The organism is Verrucomicrobium sp. BvORR034, from assembly GCF_000739635.1.
Classification (GTDB): Bacteria; Verrucomicrobiota; Verrucomicrobiia; order Verrucomicrobiales; family Verrucomicrobiaceae; genus Verrucomicrobium.
Genome location: NZ_BATQ01000020.1, coordinates 42,688 through 62,915, shown reverse-complemented (window position 1 = coordinate 62,915; position 20,228 = coordinate 42,688). Strand labels below are relative to the sequence as shown.

At 61.7% G+C, this 20,228-nt stretch carries 16 protein-coding genes; 3 read left to right on the top strand and 13 right to left on the bottom strand.

Going from position 1 to position 20,228, the window contains the following annotated elements; translation table 11 throughout:
- The 7 genes from BV034_RS04645 to BV034_RS04615 form a co-directional block, all read right to left on the bottom strand.
- Positions 1-2,711, bottom strand: a 2,711-nt coding sequence (locus BV034_RS04645; protein ID WP_265592623.1) for a hypothetical protein, incomplete at its 3' end; no start/stop codon positions are given.
- Between the two features lie 78 nt (positions 2,712-2,789).
- Positions 2,790-3,590 carry a hypothetical protein gene (locus BV034_RS04640; RefSeq protein ID WP_050024600.1) on the bottom strand — a complete coding sequence of 267 codons (801 nt, stop codon included), beginning with the start codon at positions 3,588-3,590 and terminating at the stop codon, positions 2,790-2,792.
- Positions 3,505-7,872: a hypothetical protein gene (locus BV034_RS04635; protein ID WP_265592622.1), complete on the bottom strand. Its 4,368-nt coding sequence runs from the start codon at positions 7,870-7,872 to the stop codon at positions 3,505-3,507. Before BV034_RS04635 ends, BV034_RS04640 begins: the two co-directional genes overlap by 86 nt.
- Positions 7,873-7,939: 67 nt before the next feature.
- Entirely contained in the window at positions 7,940-9,259 is a 1,320-nt protein-coding gene (locus BV034_RS04630) for a DUF1552 domain-containing protein (protein WP_050024593.1), read from the bottom strand.
- A complete protein-coding gene (locus tag BV034_RS04625; RefSeq protein ID WP_050024591.1) occupies positions 9,256-11,757 on the bottom strand; it encodes a DUF1592 domain-containing protein in 2,502 nt (833 codons plus the stop codon). The genes BV034_RS04630 and BV034_RS04625 overlap by 4 nt, the downstream gene beginning before the upstream one ends.
- Positions 11,758-11,886: 129 nt before the next feature.
- Positions 11,887-12,285, bottom strand: a complete 399-nt coding sequence (locus BV034_RS04620; RefSeq protein ID WP_050024589.1) for a type II toxin-antitoxin system VapC family toxin — start codon at positions 12,283-12,285, stop codon at positions 11,887-11,889.
- A complete protein-coding gene (locus BV034_RS04615; protein ID WP_050024588.1) occupies positions 12,278-12,490 on the bottom strand; it encodes a hypothetical protein in 213 nt (70 codons plus the stop codon). The genes BV034_RS04620 and BV034_RS04615 overlap by 8 nt, the downstream gene beginning before the upstream one ends.
- Positions 12,491-12,586: 96 nt before the next feature.
- Between BV034_RS04615 and BV034_RS04610 the strand changes: the two genes are divergently transcribed.
- Positions 12,587-13,342: an HAD-IB family hydrolase gene (locus BV034_RS04610; RefSeq protein ID WP_050024586.1), complete on the top strand. Its 756-nt coding sequence runs from the start codon at positions 12,587-12,589 to the stop codon at positions 13,340-13,342.
- Here BV034_RS04610 and truA read toward each other — a convergent pair.
- From truA to BV034_RS04595, 3 genes are read right to left on the bottom strand one after another with little or no spacing between them, the layout of a single operon-like run.
- Complete coding sequence (gene truA, locus BV034_RS04605) at positions 13,333-14,109, bottom strand: tRNA pseudouridine(38-40) synthase TruA (RefSeq protein WP_050024584.1); 777 nt, start codon at positions 14,107-14,109, stop codon at positions 13,333-13,335. The genes BV034_RS04610 and truA overlap by 10 nt on opposite strands.
- A 41-nt stretch (positions 14,110-14,150) precedes the next feature.
- Positions 14,151-14,606 (bottom strand): Holliday junction resolvase RuvX, encoded by a 456-nt coding sequence (ruvX, locus tag BV034_RS04600; RefSeq protein WP_050024583.1) that lies wholly within the window; start codon positions 14,604-14,606, stop codon positions 14,151-14,153.
- Positions 14,607-14,652: 46 nt separating this feature from the next.
- Positions 14,653-15,738 carry a sugar phosphate nucleotidyltransferase gene (locus tag BV034_RS04595; protein WP_050024581.1) on the bottom strand — a complete coding sequence of 362 codons (1,086 nt, stop codon included), beginning with the start codon at positions 15,736-15,738 and terminating at the stop codon, positions 14,653-14,655.
- 131 nt (positions 15,739-15,869) lie between these two features.
- Between BV034_RS04595 and BV034_RS04590 the strand changes: the two genes are divergently transcribed.
- Entirely contained in the window at positions 15,870-16,181 is a 312-nt protein-coding gene (locus BV034_RS04590; protein WP_050024579.1) for a hypothetical protein, read from the top strand.
- An 87-nt stretch (positions 16,182-16,268) separates the two neighbouring features.
- Here BV034_RS04590 and BV034_RS04585 read toward each other — a convergent pair whose 3' ends face one another.
- The 3 genes from BV034_RS04585 to BV034_RS04575 all read right to left on the bottom strand — a co-directional run bounded on the left by BV034_RS04585 (position 16,269) and on the right by BV034_RS04575 (position 19,436).
- Positions 16,269-16,976 carry a SprT-like domain-containing protein gene (locus tag BV034_RS04585; protein ID WP_050024578.1) on the bottom strand — a complete coding sequence of 236 codons (708 nt, stop codon included), beginning with the start codon at positions 16,974-16,976 and terminating at the stop codon, positions 16,269-16,271.
- Between the two features lie 66 nt (positions 16,977-17,042).
- Positions 17,043-17,978 (bottom strand): serine O-acetyltransferase EpsC, encoded by a 936-nt coding sequence (epsC, locus tag BV034_RS04580; protein ID WP_050024575.1) that lies wholly within the window; start codon positions 17,976-17,978, stop codon positions 17,043-17,045.
- Positions 17,979-18,056: 78 nt separating this feature from the next.
- The gene (locus BV034_RS04575; protein WP_050024574.1) at positions 18,057-19,436 is read right to left on the bottom strand and encodes an FAD-linked oxidase C-terminal domain-containing protein; all 1,380 of its coding nucleotides are present in this window, start codon (positions 19,434-19,436) and stop codon (positions 18,057-18,059) included.
- Between the two features lie 123 nt (positions 19,437-19,559).
- Here BV034_RS04575 and BV034_RS04570 point away from each other — a divergent pair, with 123 nt between their 5' ends.
- Positions 19,560-20,132: a DUF4375 domain-containing protein gene (locus tag BV034_RS04570; RefSeq protein ID WP_050024572.1), complete on the top strand. Its 573-nt coding sequence runs from the start codon at positions 19,560-19,562 to the stop codon at positions 20,130-20,132.
- Positions 20,133-20,228: the final 96 nt, after the last annotated feature.

Sequence of the window (20,228 nt, the reverse complement as noted above, 5' to 3'; positions counted from 1 at the left end):
TTTTCCACTTCCTCGGCAGACACCGTTTCATCAGCAGAACCAGATCCCGGCCATCCCGCTGGAGATCCGCTGCTCCCACCTCCCATGGAAGTTGTTGTTGGTGGAGCCCCCCCGGGCCCTCCTCCAGTACTGGAAGCTCCAAACACCTCCTGCACTACCTGGCGGACCGGAGGGGACAGCAAGGCCATCTCAGACTCTTTGGATCGGAGGAGATCCGTCCCGCTTTTCCAATTGGGCAGGCAGGCAGCCACGATCACCATTTCACCAAAGTTCAACGTGCCTCGGGATTGCAAGTGCTTCACCAGTTCGTCTTTGAGCGCAGGAGGCTGGTTGCGCAGCTTCGTGACGACCGTCTGCAACGTGCTCCGGCGTTGCCCCCACACCATCGGGGCGAAGTCAGTTGCGGCCACGAGCAGCTCGTGATTCTTCAAGAGCTGCGCGGTGGTTCGAAGGCTCGCGAAAGCCCGGTCAGGAAAGAGCGAGTCGTCTACGCATTTGTTCCAAAAATAGTTCTCATTCCGGCTGATCGCCAGGACAGCTTCGTTCACCCAACGCAGGAGGCTGGGATGCCCCAGACAGACGGCCAGCCATGGCCCAGTCGGACTGAAGTTGATCCGTTGATCCGGCTGCACCCGCATGGGATCGGCAGCAGCCAGCATCTCGGTGTACTTCTTGAATGCGGCACCCGCTTTCTTTGCATCGAACTCGGCAACGACCGCGAGCGACTTTGCCGTTTGCACCATTTGCTCAGACGGATCGCTCATTAGCTGCCTCACATAAGGATACCCTCCAGGGATCTGGGCGAAGTACTGTTTCGCGTCCGTCGCATTCAGTATCTTCTCTATGTCTTGAGTTGCCGCTGACTGGAGCTCCGCCTGACGCGCTTTCAAAGCCGCTGCCGAATTGGGCAGGGCTTGAGCGAGGCCGCCCAGATCGCGACAGAGTGCCATGCCAAAGCGGGCCATTTCCCCCTGCAAGTCCGCCGGCAGTGCCGAGATCTCACCCTGGTAGTCACGCAACACACGCGGCAGCCCCAAATCGCCTGCGGGAGTCAACAGCATGAGCACCACCTCCGTGCCAAAGGTGCGTGGCTGCCGCTGTGCCAGCAGCTTGCACACCCCATCTGCAACGTCCTTGCGTCCGGGAAGCTGGGTCGCCAGCCGCTGCATCACCCCGTGCTCGAACGGTTCATCCGGCCGCCACCCCGCCGTAAACTTTTTCACGTCTCCCAACAGACCCGCCGCGTCGAGATAGGCCACCAACCGCTGCGGATCCCGCATCACTTCATCGAGGTTCAACCCAGCAGACACCGTGCCTGAACGTCCCCCACCACCCGCCCCAAGGCCTTCCCTTTCCGCGATCTTCATCACGCGGGCCAGAGTTTCAGGAATTGACATGGCCTTGCGCATGAGGGCGGCGGAAAACTGATCGCCAAATGCCGCCTCATGGGCTCTTGCCAGCTTGACAGCCTGTTCAAGGAACAACACGGCCTTCTCCTGATCCCGGCATGCCGTTCTCCGGAAAATCCACACCACCTCATTCAGGGCGGTCTCATAACCCCGGTTTATGATCTCGGACACAGCCTCCTTCCGCCAAGGGGTCATCACCTCCTCCAAGTACGTGGACTCAGCTTCCAGCAGAGGTTTCATGTGGTCTGCCCATTCGGGCGAGAGAGGGACGGGTACAGCAATCTGATTGAACTTCGAAGCAATCAACGCCACCACCACGGCCGCCGATTGAGGGCTCAACAGAGACAGATCCTGCTTCCTGCGCTCCAAGAACGCCTTCATCAACGTGCCCTGACTGTCTTCCACCAGCATCGCCTCCACCAGCTCCGCACCAAATGTCCGGGGATTCCGGGCCTCCAGATCACGAAGGACGATGCCTTTGAGCGCGCGATCATCACTCCACCGCAGGCGGTTGATCAGCATCCCCACCAGAGTACTGTCGCCAAGGAACAGGTCTTTAAATTCCCTGACGTCCGCCACAAAAGGAGTCGAAGAGAACACAGTACGCACGTGCGTTTCATCCCTCCAGGCCTCTTGGCTGGCCATATGGCTTTGATAGCTTGTTACCCAGCTCCTGTCGCGTATCAGCCCCTCCTTTTCCGCCAACTGAAACACATCGTCCGTGAGTTCTGGAGAGTTTCCCAACTGGGCCAGGAAATCGCTGTAGCTCCCTCGCGGCCGGTTGCTCTGCTTTCGGGCCACCTCCTCGGGGCTCTGTTGCAACAACACTACTGCCAGTGCCAGCGCCTTCCTGGTCTTGACCGGATTCACTCGCACCATGCGGGGCATCAGCTTCGCAAGCTCCCCGCGGAACCAGTTGGCGCTTTTGTCCACATCCCCCCAGGTCTTCAGGGCTAGAAAGCGGTCGAGTTCCACCTCCATTTGCCGCAGCACGCCGTCATAGATCGCCTTGCCCTCCGCCTGCAGGGCTGATCCTTTACACCGCAGCATCAGGGCCTCCGCGTTATTGGCAGCATCCACCACGCGGCCAGCCTTCACCTGCGCCTCTATCGCCTTCTTCCACAACTCAATCCCAGCATCAGTATTGCCGAGGATCTTGCGGACAATGGAATCCGCCCACTCCGACTCATTCTGGGCGTACCGTTCCTCGACCTCTGCAAGTTCCTCTGCGGGTGTCTTGGCCGGGAGCAAGGGCGCTCCCAGCCCCAAAAGGCTGCACAAAATCAGATATTGGGCGGACATTTCCAATTTTTACCACGCCAACACCAGACGCAGCAACAGATCCGCACAAACTTCTTCTTGGAAAAAAACTGAAAAAATTTACCGCCTCCTTTCCGACGCCAACTGACTCAGGCGGGACACTCCCTTGTCCTGCGGAGACGCTGCCAGCATGGCAAGCACCTGGCGGGCCCCTTCCCCTTGATTCATAGCAATCAACAACGATGCCCGGCGAATGATCAGCGCCCTTCGGGTGGCGGCCCGCTCGCCACCGTCAAAGTGCCCAATGGGCAATGTGTCTTCGTTAAAAATTTGAGGATCGCCCAATCCCATCTCCAGCAAGCGGGCCGCCATCTCCGTATTCCCGTGCTCGTTGGCTACGGCCGCGAGTTCCAAGGCAGCCTTCCCACTGTGTCGCATGGCGACAAGCAACTCCGGACTGATTGCCACCAATTCCTCTTCCGTCACAATTCCACTCGGAAGGATCAAGTCGCAGAGGTTGTTCCATCGCTCACCGGCAGGAAGATACAACTCCGACGTCCTGGCCACGGCGATGGCGAGCCGGCCACGCAACTCCCTGGTCCGCTCACCGGGGCTCTCTGCGGCAAGTTCCGCCAAGACGTTCAAGCCCGCCCCAAGGGATGCGGTACGTCCTCCGCTCAGATCCTCAACGACCCACGGCTGGGGATCCCGAAGGCCCTGGGCCTCCATCCAACGATCCACGATCCAGGAGGTGCCACGTAAGGCATGCGACATCCTGATCCCATCCGCAGTGTAGCCCAATCCCTGCAACATTCGATCCAGCTTGATCATCCATTCACCACGCTGCTTCAACGTCAGCCTGTGGGCATTGCCCGCCACCGTCGTCACCAACTGCATGAGATAGACTGCCTGAGCGTTCATCGCCTCGCGGGCACCGTAGTTCGTTGTCGAAGAAATGATGGCCCCCCAGACGTTTCATCTGCGCGGGCATGACATCCAGATCACCATCCAGCACCCGGATCGCGTCCTGCGTGGCGACGACTTCGGCCCTGTCCGCATAATTGAATTCCGAGATGCTTGCGCCCACCTGCCAGGCCTCCTCCGCAGCATCGGCCGCCAGATTGTCAGCCAGCGGAATCAGGGTTTCAGGGTGTAACCCGACCAGGAACCGGTTGATCCGGGGCCGCAAGCCCCGGCCGGATCGTGGGGCGGCGGCGATATCAGCGGCAAGTTTCATGGCATCCGCACGCCAGCTGGCCTCGTTGTTGCCCGCAAGTCCCGGGACCGGGCGGGCCGATCGCAGCAAAAGTGCCCTGCCGAGGAGGGCAAGGTCAGGCACATCTTGGGTGAACAATGCCGAAAGTGCGGCGGCCTCCTGCTCCGGACAGCTCAAGCTCCACGTTGGCGGTACGAACCTGACGGTCGACTCCCCCGCTAGGTACCTCCAGTCACGTCGCATCACCCGGGCCGCGAGCTTGGGTTCTTGATAGCGGGCGAGCACTGCCACCTCGAACTGTCGGTCTTCCGTCACCCCTTCCCGGTCGTCGGTGAACGCCAGCATGGCCGACATGTCTTTCAACCTTGCCACCAAGGCCAGCACCACGCGATTTGCGGTCGGACTGCCCCATTTCTGACCCATGCCCACCTCGGCAATCAACTGATCCCTGCGTTCGATGATCCCCTTGGCGAGGCGCCGCCAGGCTTCGTCTTCAGGCAGGCGTGAAAACGTCTCAAACACCGCGACCATTCCCTCGTCGTCATTCAAATCCCCGTTCTGCCACGACTGGAGCGCCAGTCTTGCCGCAGTCATCACCAAGGCGGGAGGCAAAGCCGCAGCATCGACACGGCAGAGATGCACCGCCAGATCCAGTCGCATGCGGTAGGGCACGGCCTCATCCTGGACGCAACGGCCATAGTGCTCCAAGGCGGCCGCCAACTCTGATTCCGCAGGCTTGCTTTTCAAAGTCCTGACAAACACCGCCGCTCGCCGCAGCTCAACCGCCAGTTCCTTCCACGGTTTGTCAGTTGGCACCTGTGCGGCCCAGCCCAACACCTCTTTCCGTGCCGGGGCAGGCAGGGCCGCGAGCCACCGCGACAAGGAAGGCACCGCCACATAAGACGGTGCGCCGTTCATACCTCGCGCGAAAGCCGCCAGCACCTCTTCCGCCGCCACCACAGGTTGGACCAGCCCCGCTGCCTCCGCCCAGGCAAGCTCCAGGGCTGGTCCCACATCGTCTGCCAACAGGGTACCCACCAGTCCCAACTGCCCGCTCTCATCCAGGGCCGCACTGCCCAACAGGATTCCAGCCACATCGGGAGGAAGCGGGTTTTCAAAGCAGCGCTCCAGCAATCGTTGCCGCCGGCGTTCCCGGCAGAGCCAGACCGCCATCTCGCCTGGAGGCGTCTTCTGCGTCGGCCCCGCGCTGTTGATCAGTCCTTGAAACAACTGACGCACACCGCTCACCTCCCCCCTGCTCATCAGTCGGGACATTTCCGCCATGGCCTCATCCCGCCCGGTCTGGTTCGAGGCAACCACCGGCGTTTTGTCAGGCTCGCGACTCAACTGGGCTTCACGTGCCGTCACCTTTTTGTGAAGCTTCTCGAGCATCGCCACGGTGCCATTCCCGGACAGGGCTTCCGCACTCCCCTCGATCTCAGGAAACAACTTCACGAGCGCCCGCCGCAGGGCCAGGCTCTCCTCGTCCGGCCGGTAGTCGAGCACGGGGCGGACCGCCGCCAGCCCCGGATCGGCATCCTGCCAGGTCGGCTGGAGGAAGGCGATGGTCACCACGGTGCCAAAGCCCCGCTCGGGCCGTGTCTCAAGCAGTTTCAAGGTTTCGCGACGCACCGGAACAGGCACTTCCACCAGCCTTCGCGAGAGGGTTTCCAGCAGGGTGCAGTAACGGGCCAGATTCAGCGGTTGGTACTCGTCTCCCGGTGCCAGGACGCCCGCCCTCTCCAGACGGGCGACCAGTCGGGTGGCCTCCGTGAAATCAGCGGGGGGCAGCAGGCGCTTTCCCGCCTTCTCGACCCAAAAGTAGTCCGCACGCTGCAGCACGATCTTGCCCAGCTCCTCCTGCACCAGCGGATGCAGCTTACGATGATCCATGGCAGCCATGAGCCAGAGACCGAACACCCCGAGCCGCTTGTCAGCCGTGCGCTCTGCCGCAGAGCGGTCCGCCGCATGCACCATCGAGGAAACATGCCTGAACACACATCCCGCCTCGCCAGGGTCGATCATCATGGCATCCGTCAGGATTCCGGCGAGCCCCGTCATCCCTTCCGACGGCTGGCCGCTGGCAGCATTCACTGCGGCAAGCTCGGCGGCTGCGCGGGGATAGAGGTCTTCGACCCGGCTGACCTCCCCCAACCGGGCAAGTTCTGCGAGCACCTCCGTAGTGCGGTCTGTGACACTCACCTTCAGCACCTCGGCAAAGCCGGGCACTGCATTGGCAAGCAGCACCTCGCTGCCCACCCAGCGCGTCAGAAATGACGCCATTCGCGCCTTGAGATCCGCCGGAAGGTCCTCAAGCGCCGCACGGTGTTTCCGCGCGGCCAGCAGCAACTGCTCCTTCACGTTGGGTTTCAGGAAAGCCATCACCAAATCACGGCCAAAAGTCGCTTCCGGCCGCTTTTCCAATGCGGCAACGAGGGCGGTCGATCGTCGGGTCTTGTTGGAAACATCCTTGATCACCGTGGCGAAGAACCCCTTCTCCGCCTCCATCCCCTCCTCCCACCAGCGCAACACCTCCTGGGGACTACCCAGGAGCCCCGTGGCCTCCAGCACGATGGCGAGCCGCTCCGGCTGCCCCACCAGAGTCTCGTTGGTCCACGCCAGTAGTAGAAAACGCCGCTCCCACCCGGAATCCAGGGCCAGACGGGTTCCCCCCGCCAGCTTGAGCACCGTTGCGAGCAACTCCGGCTCACGGGCAGTCTCGATGAGCAACTCGTTGAGCCCATCGCTGTCACGCATCAACCTCGCGGCATCGGTCAAGTAATCCCGGGCCAGCACCGGATCATGCACCAGCAGCCGCCGGACGGTCGCCAGAGCCAGGCTGCGGGCCGCCGCAGGGGTGAGTTTCATTTCCTCGATCCGCGCCGCCTGTCTCCACTCCAGCCGGACACCATTCATCTGCCACTCCTCCGCCGCGAGTAGTGGGGCGAGCAGCGCCTTCAAGCCAGGATCCAAGGGGCTGGAAAGCGTCTCGTGACGCGACCTCAAGACCGCCAGCAGGTTGCTTGCCGCCCGGTCTGTCAGGCTGGCCAGGTCCTTCTGATTTGCTTGTAAAAACTGACGAAGCGACTCTCCATCCGCCCTGCCCTCGATCAAATGCAGCAGCAGTCCTACGCCAAAGCGGGGTGAGGTCTGTGCCTTCAGGGTCTGGAGCGCCTCCCAGCGCCAGGCGGTGTTGGAATCGTTGCGCAACTCCGCCGCCAACACTCCCAAAAGCGTCCCTTCGGACCGCAGGGGAAGCTCCAGGTCCAGAAATTGATCAACCGTGGCTGTCAGCGGTGAGCAGGTCAGAAACTGTGCCAGGCATCCGGGGCGGTCCCAGGCACGCGAGCCAATCATCTTGACCGCATACTCCTCGCACCAGTCTCTCTGGGAGGTCAGCGTTGCCGCCTCGGCCAGTCTCAAGACGGTGGCGCATAGTTCGGGGACTTCGCCCAGTTTTACCAGGAACCCGGCAGCAGCGTCCCCGGCTTTCGGATTGCCTGGAACCCCCGCCCGCAGGAGGGTGAAAAGGTGCTCCACCACCTTGGCCGACTTCTCCGGGGTGAAGGTGACCGTCAGCTTCAGGCGTTCCACCAGCCCGGCCGGGTAGTCGGATTCCGATGACGTCAAACTCAGCAGTGCATCCAGCTCCCGCTCCAGCCGCCCCTCCATCTCGATCAACAACGGCAGCGGTTTGGCGCTGCCGTCTCCGAGCTGGGATCGAAGGTTCATCAGACGCGCATGCTTGAAGGCTTCATCCAACGAGCCCCATTGGGTCTGCATCCGAATGACCTTCTCCCACAGAGCCAGTTGCTCGGGCCGACGAGTAAGGAGGCCGCTGAGGGTGGAGTCGGCTTGGGAAAGATCGCCTTGCTCCGCCCGGTCCCGGGCAAGCTGAAGGAGCTCACCGGGAGTGAACTCCTTCGCAGAGAGGGTGGCGACCGGGAGAATCGCGCTGATTGACCAGAACAAAGAGGGACAACGCATGGGGAGAATTTTCCCCATGCCTATCCCAAACCAGCAGTCACTGCAAGCCAGCAACGCCGGGCCGCCTCTACGCCAAGTTCAACGCCCCGCCCTCGCAGAGCTCGGCCTTGCCAAAGGTCTTCAGGTCCTGGTGGCCCATGGCGTGCGCCAGAGTCATCCAGAGGCGGTTGTGGGCCACCTTGTCCAGCTTCAGATGGCGGCCCATCTTGAAGCCAGGAGCACCGCCCACGATCACGCAGGGGATGTTGTCCAGCGTGTGGGAGTTGCCTTTGCCCAGCTCGTTGGTCCAGACGATCAGGGTGTTGTCCAGCATGCTGCCTTCGCCGCCCGCTTCGGGCGTTTCGGAGAGCCGCTTGGCCAGATAGGCGAGCTCACCGCAGAACCAGCTGTTGATCTTCTTGAGCTTCTCGTAGGACTCCTTGTTGTCATCCGGATCGTGCGAGAGCGAGTGGTGCCCGTCCTCCACACCGAGCCAGCGCATCTGCGCCTGCCCCACGGAGCGCATGTACTGCAGCGTCGCCACCCGAGTCATGTCATTGGAGAGCGCATTCACCAGCAGGTCGATCTGCATGCGGCTGATCTCCGGGGTGTTGTCGTTCACCAGTTCAATGCCGGGGTCGAGCTCAGGCATGGGGTGCTGCAGGGCCGCATCCGCCGCGGGGTTCTGCAACTCCTGCTCCAGGTTGCGCACCAGCATCATGTGCTGGTCGAGCAGCGCCTTGTCGCGTGCGCTCAGTTTGCTGGAGATCTTCTTGAGGTCAGCACTGACGTCGTCCAGCACACTGATGAGGCTGTCCTTGTCCTTCATCTTGCCATAGAGCTTGGCAAACATCTGGTAAGGATCATCAATCGGCGCTATGGGCTGGTTGGCCCCGGCATAGCTCATGCGGGTCCACGGGTCAGCGCGATTGGGCACAGCGACACCAAACTCCAGCGAGCCAAAACGGGTCTTCGTCTCGGCACGCCCTTGCAGGAAGTTCTTGATCTCCTGGTCAATCGAGACGCTGCCCGCCCAGCCAGCCGGCTTGTCGGAGCCACCCTGGATGTTGCCCGGCATCAGCTCGCTCGCGGTGAGCAGGCAGCTCATTCCCCGCATGTGCTGGTCCCCATCGCCACGGATCTTGTTGTACACGCCATTGAGGATGAGCGTGCGGTCCTTGTACGGCTCCAGCGGCTTGAGGATGGACTTAAACTCGAAGTCCGCCCCCTCCTTGTCCGGCCAGAAATCGGCCGGCAGGGTGCCATTGGGCGAGAACATGATCACCACCCGCTGACGACGCTGGGGCATCGGAGCGCCCGTCAGACTGGGCAGACCGGCGATGAACGGCAGCGTGGCGGCAGAGACTCCAAGGTCGCGGAGGAACTGGCGGCGGTTCAGGGCTTTCATGATTTGGCGGGGGTGGGGGGTGAAACGGGAGCTGGAGCAGGTGGCGCCGCCACAGGTGCTGGCGGCGGCGTGTTCTGTGGAGCCGGAGTTGGGGCAGGCGGGGCGGGCTGCGGCTTGGGAGCCGGAGGCGCGGGCGGTGGCACGTCATCCATGGCCCCGATCACCGCGATCTCTTCCAGCAGCTTCTGGATGTTGCAGCCTTCCTTGGTGAACTTGGCGCGCAGCGCTTCCAGCGTGTCATCACCGAAGGCCGCCACCGGCTGCTTCACGGTATGATGAAACAAGTGCCGGACAAAGGTGCGATGCCCGCTCTCGCTGTTGGCGGCATAGCTGGCGATGTCGCGGGCGCCATTGAGCTGGATGGTCTGGCCCTGCTCATTGGCGAAGTGCCCGGCGGGATCCACCGGCTTGTTCTTCTCCTGCGTGCGCCAGCGGCCGATCGCGTCGTAGTTCTCCAGGCTGAAGCCCAGGGGATTGATGACGGAGTGGCACGCCATGCAGGCATTGTCCTTTGTCATCGCCGTGATCTTCTCCCGCATGGTCAGCGTGGGGTCGAAGTGGCTGTCCTCAAACTCCACCGCCATCGGTGGTGACTTGAGGGACATGCCCACGATGTTGCGGGTGAGAAACACCCCGCGATGGATGGGCGATGTGTCCTTGTTGTAGGCAAAGGCAGCCATCAGGTAGGGATGCGTCACCACGCCCGTGCGCTGCCCATTCGTGAAGCTCACTTTCTGGAACTCCGAGGTGGGTGCAGCGGCATCGCCCTTGCCATAGAACTTGGCCAGGGCGTCGTTGATCCACAGGTAATCCGCCTGGAGCAGTTCACGGTAGTCAGACTTCTCGCTCCACACGATCTGGTCCACGAACATCCAGAGCGATTCACGAAGGTCTGCCAGCACCCGGTCATCGAAGCCCGGGAAGGTCTTGGCGTCCTTGGCAATCGTGCTGGCGCGATCCAGCTCCAGCCAGTGGTGGAAGAAACCGCGCAGCTTGGTCTTGGCGCGGGGGTCAGCGATCATCCGGCGGGCCACGGCGGCGACACTGTTCCGATCCCTGAGCTTGCCCTCTGCCGCCATGCGGGTGAGACCACCATCCGGGACGGAATCCCACAGTTCCAGCGCCAGCCGGGAGGCCACCGTGAAGTCATCCGGGTGCTCCAGCTCGCTCAGATCGGGATAGAGGAAACGAGGCGACTTGAGCGAGAGCATGACCACCCGCTTCACCGCCACTTCAGGCGTAGGCGATTTGGCAAACTGCGCGTCCACAAAGATCTGCTTCTGCTCCTCCGTGAGCGGACGGCGGAAGGCCGTTTCCGCGAACTTGCGGCTGAACTCCTTCAGCTTGTCCACGCGATCCCCTGCACCAGCCTTGGTACCCGCCAGACGGTCCAGGTTCTTCTCCACATGCTCCGCCACCTCGATGGCCGCATCCGTGGTGGATTGCTCCCAGGTTTTGGAAACACCCGCGCCACGTTCATACCCCTCGCTGCGATCGTCCGCGGGGAAGGTTGTGTTCACCACCATGTGAATGCCGCCCCCATTGGGTGTGAGATAGCGTTGGGGAATGACTTCCAGCACGCCGTGGGGCGTCTTCCACATCAGCTCGACGGAAGCTGCAGCCTCCCGGTATTTGAAGAACTCCAGCGTGAAGGTGTAGCTCCGCCCGCCCAGCAGGAAGATGGTCTTCTTCTCTTCCCGCACATCCGGACCGCTGCTCACCCACCCATCGATGATGGGGGTCTCGTTGTTGTTGACGAACAGACGGGCTCCGTTCTGCGTCTTGATGACAAACTCATAGTTCCCCGTGTCTGGGGCCATCACAGCACCTTCCCAGCGGACGCGGAACTCATCACTGGCCATCACGGCCTTGTCCGGGCTGTCAGCACCGAACTGAAACGCCACCTGGCCATCCACCCGCTCAAAGCGATGTTTGGGGCGGTCTTTCTTCTCCTCTTTGGCCTCAACAGGCGGACCCACAAAATCCGGCTCCGCCTGGGGCAGCATGAAGCCATTGTAGCGCGCCTTCAGCCCCCGTTCCTTGCCGGGTGGGCGGTCAGAACCTGGGCGGAAACGCCCCACCACATCCGCCACGGAGGTCTGGTACTGTGCCACCGTGAGACGGGTCAGGTCCTTGTGTGCAGGATTGTTCTTAGCTTGGGCCGCCGGCGAATAAAAGGCATCGTAAACATAGGCCGCCACCTGGGCAGAACCCGCCGCATCCAGCAGTTCCGGCTCATCCTCTGGCATGGTGCGGTCGATCCGTTTGGCCAGGGCCTCCAGAGTGCGATCACCATGCAGCGGTTCATCGTACTTGCCCGCCACGCCCTCACCCTTCGCCCCGTGACAATCCAGGCACATCTTCTTGTAGATGACGGCACCGGGATGCTCAGGCAGAGGCAGTTCCGCACCCACTCCTGCCATCGACCCCAGCGCCACCATGAGCACCGGCAGTACCTGCGGGAGAAAACGGCGGCGGGAAGAGCTGAAGCGATCCATTCGTAAGCAATTCATTATCAGCGGGTTTTAGGGAAACCTGTTCCGTCCCGCGTGCGATGAGGGTACGGATGGAAATTACGCTCCCCGACGCACTTTTCTATCATTCGGCGAGACATTTGGCGGGGGACGTCACCACATAAGTACGTCCAGCCCGTCGACTCGGAGAAAGTGATCGTCTCGCGTGGCCAAGGGCATATCCAACGCCACTGCAAGGGCAGCGATCCAAAGGTCATTTTCGGGGATCTTCTTCCCCTGTCTTTCGAGGTAAGCAGCCAGCCTCCCGTAGCATGCTGCGGTTTCCTCATCGGGGTTCAGAACCGCCACCACTTTGAGAAAGCCGTCTATGAGTCGGGTGTTTTTTGAAATGTCGGCAGACTTTTGAGCTCCTTTGTACAGTTCGCCCAAGACTACCAACGGCATGAATAGGGGCTCACCTTGTTGCACCAGCTGAAACAGATCCAGCTTGCGGCGAAAGTGGGCAATGATGACGCTCGAATCGAGCAGTATTCCAGCAGCCCTATCAGCCATGGACCTCTACCTCTCTGGCACTCTTCAGGGCATCTTCGAAGCATTTCCCATCGTCCTCAGACAGAGAACCATAGGTCTCCTTGAGAACCTTTTCACGTTCCTCTCGGTCGGTTGCGCTCATACGATGGACGTACCTCGCCACCTCGACGAGCTTGCGAAGGGGCATGCCCTGCAAATCTCTAACGATGGTTTCCATCACAGTCATGACACACGTTACGCCCCCCAGCCGCCGAAATCAATCCCTTCGCTCTTGTTGAGTCCCGCCCATTGACTCCCTTCACATCGTCGCCACCCTTCGGCGATGCCCAGCTTCGCCTTCTTTGACCTCGATCACACGCTGCTGCCTTTTGACACCCAGGCGCTGTTTGCCAATCACATGCTTCAGCAGGATCGCGGCCGCACAGCTTATCTGCTCCGCTTTGCGCCCATCGCGCTCCTCCGGGCGGCCAAGGTACTGCCCACGGTGACAGCCAAGCGGGCCTTCATGGGCTATATGAAAGGACTCTCCAGCGCGGCACTCACGGAGCAGGCGCGGGTCTTTGCCCAGCAGGTGGTGCGCCCCTGGGCCTATCCGGAACTGATGGCCGAGGTAGCGCGGCATCGGGCAGAAGGACGGGTGCTCATCCTCAACACCGCCAGTCCGGACGTGTATGCCCATGAAATCGCCAAGGCGCTGGGCTTTGACCACTGCATCGCCACCCAGGTGCAACCCGCCGAGCGCATGCCCGCACTGCCCGTTGTGCTGGGCAGCAACAACAAGCGCGAGGCCAAGATCGCGGCCATGAAGAAGGCGGTGCCCGCCGTGGCGGCAGCGACTCCGGAGGAGCTTCAGGACTCCTGGGCCTACTCCGACAGTGCTGCCGATCTGCCCCTGCTGGAGCTCGCCGGCCACGGCGTGCTCGTGCACCCCAATGCGGAGCTGGAGGCCATCGGCCAGAGCCGGGGCTGGCCCGTGCTGCGGCCCAAGCGGCCCTACGAGAACAAGACTGGCGATGTGCTGAGCTCCGCCCTCCAGGCGCTGGGCCTGTACAACACGCCCCCGCCGGCTCAGGCGTAGAACACCTTCATCAGATACAAGCCATCCGCCGGGGCGCACTGGTTGCTCTTGAGCCCGGAGGGATCCACGACCAGATCGCTCAGCCACTGCAGGCTTCCACGCCCGCGGGCCACATGCACCAGACTGCCCGTCATGAGACGGACCATTTTGTAGAGGAAACCGTCTCCTTCGAACTCAATGCGGAGCACCCCGCCCTCCGGGATGATGTCGATGCGGCGCACCGTGCGGGTCAGCCCGTCCGCATCCTCCCGCCGCTCATCCTCGCTCATGCCTCCGCGGTTCGCGGAAAGTCTCGCGAAATTATGAGTGCCCGTGAGAATCCCGGCCCCGTGGTGCAGCAGATCAAGATCCAGCGCCCCGTACAGGTGCCAGGCCCGCCCCTGCTCAAAGGGGGACATCACCTCCCCACGCCACAGGCGGTAGCAGTAGATCTTTCCCACGGCGTCAAACCGGGCGTGGAAGTCCCCTGCCGTCTCCTCGCAATCCATGATGCGGATGCTCTGGGGCAGGCGGACGTTAAGGGCGCGAACCCACGCATCCCGGCCCATCTTCAGCGCATCCGGCACATCGGCATGAGCCACCTGGGCCACGGCATGCACGCCGGCATCGGTCCGCCCGGAGCCTTGCACGTTCACCTGGGCACCGGTGAGATCGCGGAGCGCAGTTTCCACCTGATCTTGCACCGTGACGCTGTTCGCCTGGGACTGCCAGCCGCTCCAGGGGCGGCCATCATAGGCGATGGTGAGTTTGAGCCGGCGAAACGACATGTGGCGCGGGACAAATATGATTAGGAAACAACCAACCCTGCTCAGCGGAAGTCAGGCTCATCCGGCAGGAGCCAGGCGTCCCCACCCGCCTGAGTGTTCAGATAGTCCTGAAGGATGGCCACGGCCGCCACCTGATCGACCAGCTTCTTCTGCTCCTTGGTCTTCTGCTTGCCCTCCAGACCCAGGCTGCGCTCCGCCGACACGCTGGTGAGGCGCTCATCGACGAACTTTACCGGCACTTCATGCCGCAGCGCCTTGCTCAACCGGTCGGCGAAGGCCTCAACCCGGCTGGCCGCCTCTCCACGATGGCCGTCCATGCGCAGGGGCAGCCCCAGCACCACGGTGGTGACCCGCTTCTGCCGTACGATTTCGGCAATCTCCTGCTCGACGGTGGGACTCGTGTCCAGCGTCTTCAGAGGGTGGGCGGCCAGGCCCAGTTCATCACTGAGTGCCAGCCCAATGCGGACCGTGCCATGATCAATGCCGAGCGTGCGCATGCCTGGAAAGGGTGCCCTCAATCGCTGTGGAACGCAACTCTCCGCCCTAGCGGAGATCCGTAGGAAGCCCGTCCACCAGCTTCTTGATGCGCTCTGCCTGGCTGCGGTGAGCCACCAGCAGGGCATCTGGCGTGGAGATGACCATCAGATCGTGCACGCCGAGCAACGCAATGTGCTGGGGCGTCTGGGAAAAGACGAGGTTGTTGGTGGATTCGATCTGGTTGAGCAGGCAGTTGTGTTGATTGCCCTCGTGATCCTTGGCCAGGTAGGCACCTACTGAGGTCCAGTTGCCCACATCATCCCAGTCGAAAGTGGCCTCCACGTTCAACACACAGGGCGCTTTCTCCATCAGCGCATAATCGATGGAGAGCTTGGTCAGTTTCGGAAACCGTTCCCTCATCGTCGCGTCAAAGTCCTCCGCGGTGGACAGCGCATGAATGAAATCTGCCAGTTCCGGACAATGTTGGGTGAGATTCTCCCTCACTGTCGGCACGGTCCAGAAGAACATGCCAGCGTTCCAGGTGAAGTTCCCCTGCTCCAGAAATTGCTCTGCCAGACTGGCGCTCGGTTTTTCCCGGAACCGCACCACCTCATACACCGGCACACCGCCTGCGGCAGGATCATCGAGCCGGGTCCCCCGCTCCACATACCCGTAGCTGGGGCACGGCCAGGTGGGCTTGATGCCGATCGTCACCAGATTTCCCCCGCTCTGCGCCGCTGCACAAGCCGTCCGCAACGCCCGCTGAAACTCGTCCGTGGCCTGAATGAGATGGTCAGAGGGCAGCACCATCATCGTGGCCTGGGGATCCCGGGCCGCGACCCAGGCGATCGCCAAAGCGATGGCCGGCGCGGTGTCGCGCTTTTCCGGCTCAGCGATGATGTTCTCCGCCGGGAAATCAGGCAAGGCCTCCCGCACGCCCTCCACCTGCTGGCAATTGGTCAGGATGAGGATGTTCTCCCGGGGCACCACGCCAGCGAGGCGGTTGATGGTGTGCTCCAGCAGTGTCTTCTCATCAAACAAGCGTAGGAGCTGCTTGGGCAAACGATCCCGGCTGACCGGCCAGAACCGCTGGCCGCTTCCCCCGGCAAGAACAAGGGCGTAGGTGCGGGCGGGACTGGAAGCAGTGCTCATGGCGGTAAGGGCGGGATGACATCGGGCCAAGCCCGGTAAATGTGAGGGAGAGCACCCTAGGACCATCGCCCTCAACCTCAAACGTGAATTTCTGTTTTCGTTTTGGCAGTTGCCAGCGTATAGTTTTCGTCATGACCCCTGCATCTCAGCGCTGGAACGACTCCGAACTGAACACCTATGCTGTTGCCACTGCATCCGCAGCGGCGGGCTGTGCTCTGGGCATGCTTTTCGGTCGTGGGATGTCCCGCAAGTCTTCGAATATCGCCTCCGTGGCCCTTCTGGCCACCGGCGCTCTCCTCGTGGCTCCCACCGTGACGGAAATCGTCTCTCGCCTCGCCAACCGGCCGTCCTCCGTCCGGGGCAGCCGCAAGCGTCTGGAAAGCATCCGCAACGGGGCAGTGCCAGAAGGTGCTGACATTTACCCTCTCGGCGACGAAAACTGATCGCTAAGCGACGTTCTGCCCCCCTTCTAAAGCGGCTGCATCTCATTGGAGGTGCGCCGCTTTTTTCATGGGTCAGCCCGTGCCTGGTCAGGCGTCGCCCGGTTCCTTCCGATGCACCAGCACAAACTGGAAGCGCGGATCAAATGCGCCCCGGTTGTGTTTGCGGCAACAGGCCAGACACGCCGTGTGCCGGCGGAAACGCTTCACCCGCTCCACAATCGTCTGACAGGCGGGGCAGGCGTAAACGAACTTCCGCTGCTGCTTCGTCCGCGGCAGAGGCAGGGTGTGGCGGGCACTTTCATCAGGTATGCCCAGGTCCGCACAGGCCTGACGCCATTCCAGCCCATGAGGCTCAATCCGCCGCCGTCCCGCCCGGGCATAGGCGATCAGGTGCGCCAACTCGTGTTTCAGGGTCCGGTCCACCTGCCCATCAAACTCCACCAGCCGGGGATTCAGCTCCACCAGCCACTGAGGCCAGCGGGCATAGCCAGCCGTGCTCCGCAGCTTGGCATTCCAGACCACCTGGACCTTCCCAGCTCCTTCGGTCAATCCCAGGCTCAACAACCAGCGTCGGGATTCGGTCTCCAGCTTGGCATCCCGTCCGCGCAAGGAACGGTTGGCTGAAGATACGTCCGCCACAGACTCCATATCATCGGAGCCCAACTCGCCCTGATGATCGTGATCGCAGAGATGCTCCAACTCCACCTCAGCCTGCCCGGCTGCCGTGGAGGCAGGCGTGACCAGCCTCTCCAAAAATTCAAACCACATCTGACGCTGGGCCGCCTTGGGAATCATCTGAAGCAGAGGGTAGCACAATCTGGCCCATTGCAAGCGACGGCGGTGTGACACGATACACCCTTGTTACAGGCCAATGTCGGGCCGGTCGTCTGGCGAGAGGGGCTTCTGGCGGGCCGTCTTGTCATAGGTACGCTGCACCTGATCTGCCATCACCAGCAAAGTGTCTGGCGGGATGCTCTTCATCAGGAAGACGTTGGCCCCCACGGTGCTGCGCGCCCCCAGGGTGGTATCGCCTCCCAGGATGATGGCATTCGGGTACACCGTGACGTGGTCTTCCACGTTTGGGTGACGTTTGGTGCCTTTCACAATGTGCCCTTCCTCATCCTTCTGGAAGCTGCGCGCTCCCAAGGTGACGCCGTGATACAGCTTCACATGAGAGCCGATCACACAGGTTTCCCCGATGACGACGCCCGTGCCGTGATCGATGAAGAAATGGGAACCGATCTGCGCCCCCGGGTGGATGTCGATGCCCGTGCGGCTGTGCACCCACTCCGTCATCATGCGGGGAATCAAAGGCACACCCGCCCGGTACAGGATGTGGGAGAGCCGCTGGATGGCGATCGCCTCCAGCCCTGGGTAGGCGAGGATGATCTCATCGTAGCTCTTCGCCGCAGGATCGCCATCGTAGGCCGCCTCCACATCCGTCTGCAGGAGCCGACGGACGACGGGGAATTTCTTGAAGAACTGGCAGGCCAGCTCATGGGCACGGGTGCGATTGTCCGTACGGCTGGGATCAGCGAGGCGGAAGCTGTGCTCCATCTCGTCCGCCAGTCGGTCGCGAATGCTCTGCACCAGTTCATTGGTGATGAGTGGCAGTTCCCCGGTAGACACCGCCTCCTCTGCGAAGAAGCCGGGAAAGAGCAGTTGCAGGAGATCTTCACACAGAGACGCAATCACCCGCTTGGAGGGGAGGTTGGCACAATCGAGGTGATTGATGCCGCCGACTTCCTGGTAGGACTTGAGCAGTCCACTAACGAGATCTTCCTGTGGGCAATCCATTTGGCAGTAGCGAGAGACAATAAAAGCTGAGGGGGGAATAGGCCGGGCGACCAAGGTCACACGCCCCGTTCGTCCCCATCATGGAACGAACTTGCCGGGATTCAAGATGCCAAGCGGATCAAGTGCGGCCTTGAGGCGCCGGTGCACCTCCAGCGCCCCGGCTCCAATGGCCTCAGGGAACCAGCGCTTTTTGGCGATACCGATGCCGTGTTCACCGGTAATGGCCCCGCCCAATGCCAGCACGTGATGAAAGAGACGGTCCAACGCCACCTCTGCCCGCTCCCGCTGCTCAGGATCCTCCATGTCTGGCACCATGACGTTCACGTGAATGTTGCCGTCCCCGGCGTGGCCGAAGCAGGCAACTGGGAATCCGCTCTCCTTCTGAAGCTGCGAGGCAAAGCTCACCAACTCGACCAGGCGACCACGCGGCACCACGATGTCTTCATTGAGCTTGGTCAGCCCCGTGGCCCGCAGGCTGTAGGAGAACTCACGGCGCAGGGTCCAGAATTTTTCGCACTCTGCATCGCCCACCGCGGAGCTGATGGAGACGGCCCCGAGACTGCGCAAGAGGTCCTCAATGACCTTTAGTTCAAGCGGGACCGTGTTTTCCTGGCCATCCACCTCGACCAGCAGGTGAGCCTCCCCTTCTGGCACCGAGTCACCCACATAGTCGCGGGCGGCCCGGAGGGTGAAGCTGTCGGTGATCTCCAGGGCGGACGGCAAATGCCCACTGCCGAGAATACGCTGCACGGCAGCGGCAGCTTCTGCAAAGGTGGCAAATCCCACGGAAAGCATCGCGCGCAAGGGCGGATGGGGAATGAGGCGCAGGGTCGCCTCGGTCACCACGCCCAGCAGTCCCTCGCTGCCGGTGAAGAGACCCACGAGATCGAAGCCGGTTTTGTTTTTGTGGCAACGACCCCCGGCGCGCAAGATCGTGCCGTCAGGGATCACCGCCTCCAAGCCCAGCACATAGGGCCGCGTCACCCCGTACTTCAGGCAGCGCGGTCCACCGGCGTTGGTGGAGATGTTGCCACCCAGGGAGCATTCCTTGAGGCTCGCTGGGTCGGGTGGGTAGAACCATCCGCGCTCTTTCACCGCCTTCTGGAGGTCGCCCGTGATCACCCCTGGCTGCACCACGGCCACGCCATCGGCTTCATTGATCTCCAATATGCGGTTCATTCGCGCCAGAGAGAGCGCAATGCCCGCCTGCAACGGCACGCAGCCCCCTACATAACCCACCCCCGCCCCACGCGGCGTCACCGGGATGCGCCGCTCCGAGGCGAACTTGAACAGCGCGCTCACCTGCTCTGTGCTCTCGGCAAATACCACCACGTCCGGCCGGGCCGAGGCAAACCACTTGTCCGTGCTGTGCACCGCCAGCACCGGCTCTTCAACAGAGACACAGGAGGGGCCGAGAAGGGAGGTTAGTTCAGAAATGTAGGAGCCAGGGGACGACATGGGACGGGAATATTCTCACACGAAGGCACAAAGGCACGCAGGTTTTGAGGATTCATCCCTCTTGACCCAGTCACGATTGGGACTTGCTCCCCGGCTGGGAAGTGGCGACATTGACACATTCCAATGCGATTCTTCACCCCGAGTTGGCAAAAATTTGATCGGCAACCGGAGGGCCTACCCCGACTGAGTTACATCTTCGCCAAGGACATTGAGCCTGAATGGCGAAAAGCAACCTATCCGAACTTGAACGAGGGCCGCAGGATGGCGGTGCGATTCTACTGGTTTACCTCCGAGCTGAACAACGGCGGACTCCCACATTACTTCTGGAAGGCCAGCGGCAAATTCGCGTCGGATCAGATCCAGGATTTCTTTGAAATCGGACACCCAAGCGCAGGAAACATCCTGACAAGTGCCACCCGCAAGCTCTTTGGCACCGCCATTCCGGCTGTGGACATCACCGAGCGCCGCCGCCAAATCGACGCCTCGTATATACCTCATTCCGACGACGATGATGATCATGACCACGATCACGATGATGATGATCACGACCATGACCATGATCAGCTCGCCCTGTTGAGCGGCAAGGACGGTCTAAAGGAAGAAACAGAAGAGCTCCGGCAGCTGGAAAAAGCTCTGGCGATGGGGCTCTGCTCGTGGTTCCGCGCGAACCCCCAATACTTCACACGACTAAAGTAGGCCAGAGCACGCATCGCTGGCGGGAGATGAGGATTCTCACACGAAGGTACAAAGGTTTTGATATTTGGCGAATGGAGATACCCTCTTGCCCAGGCA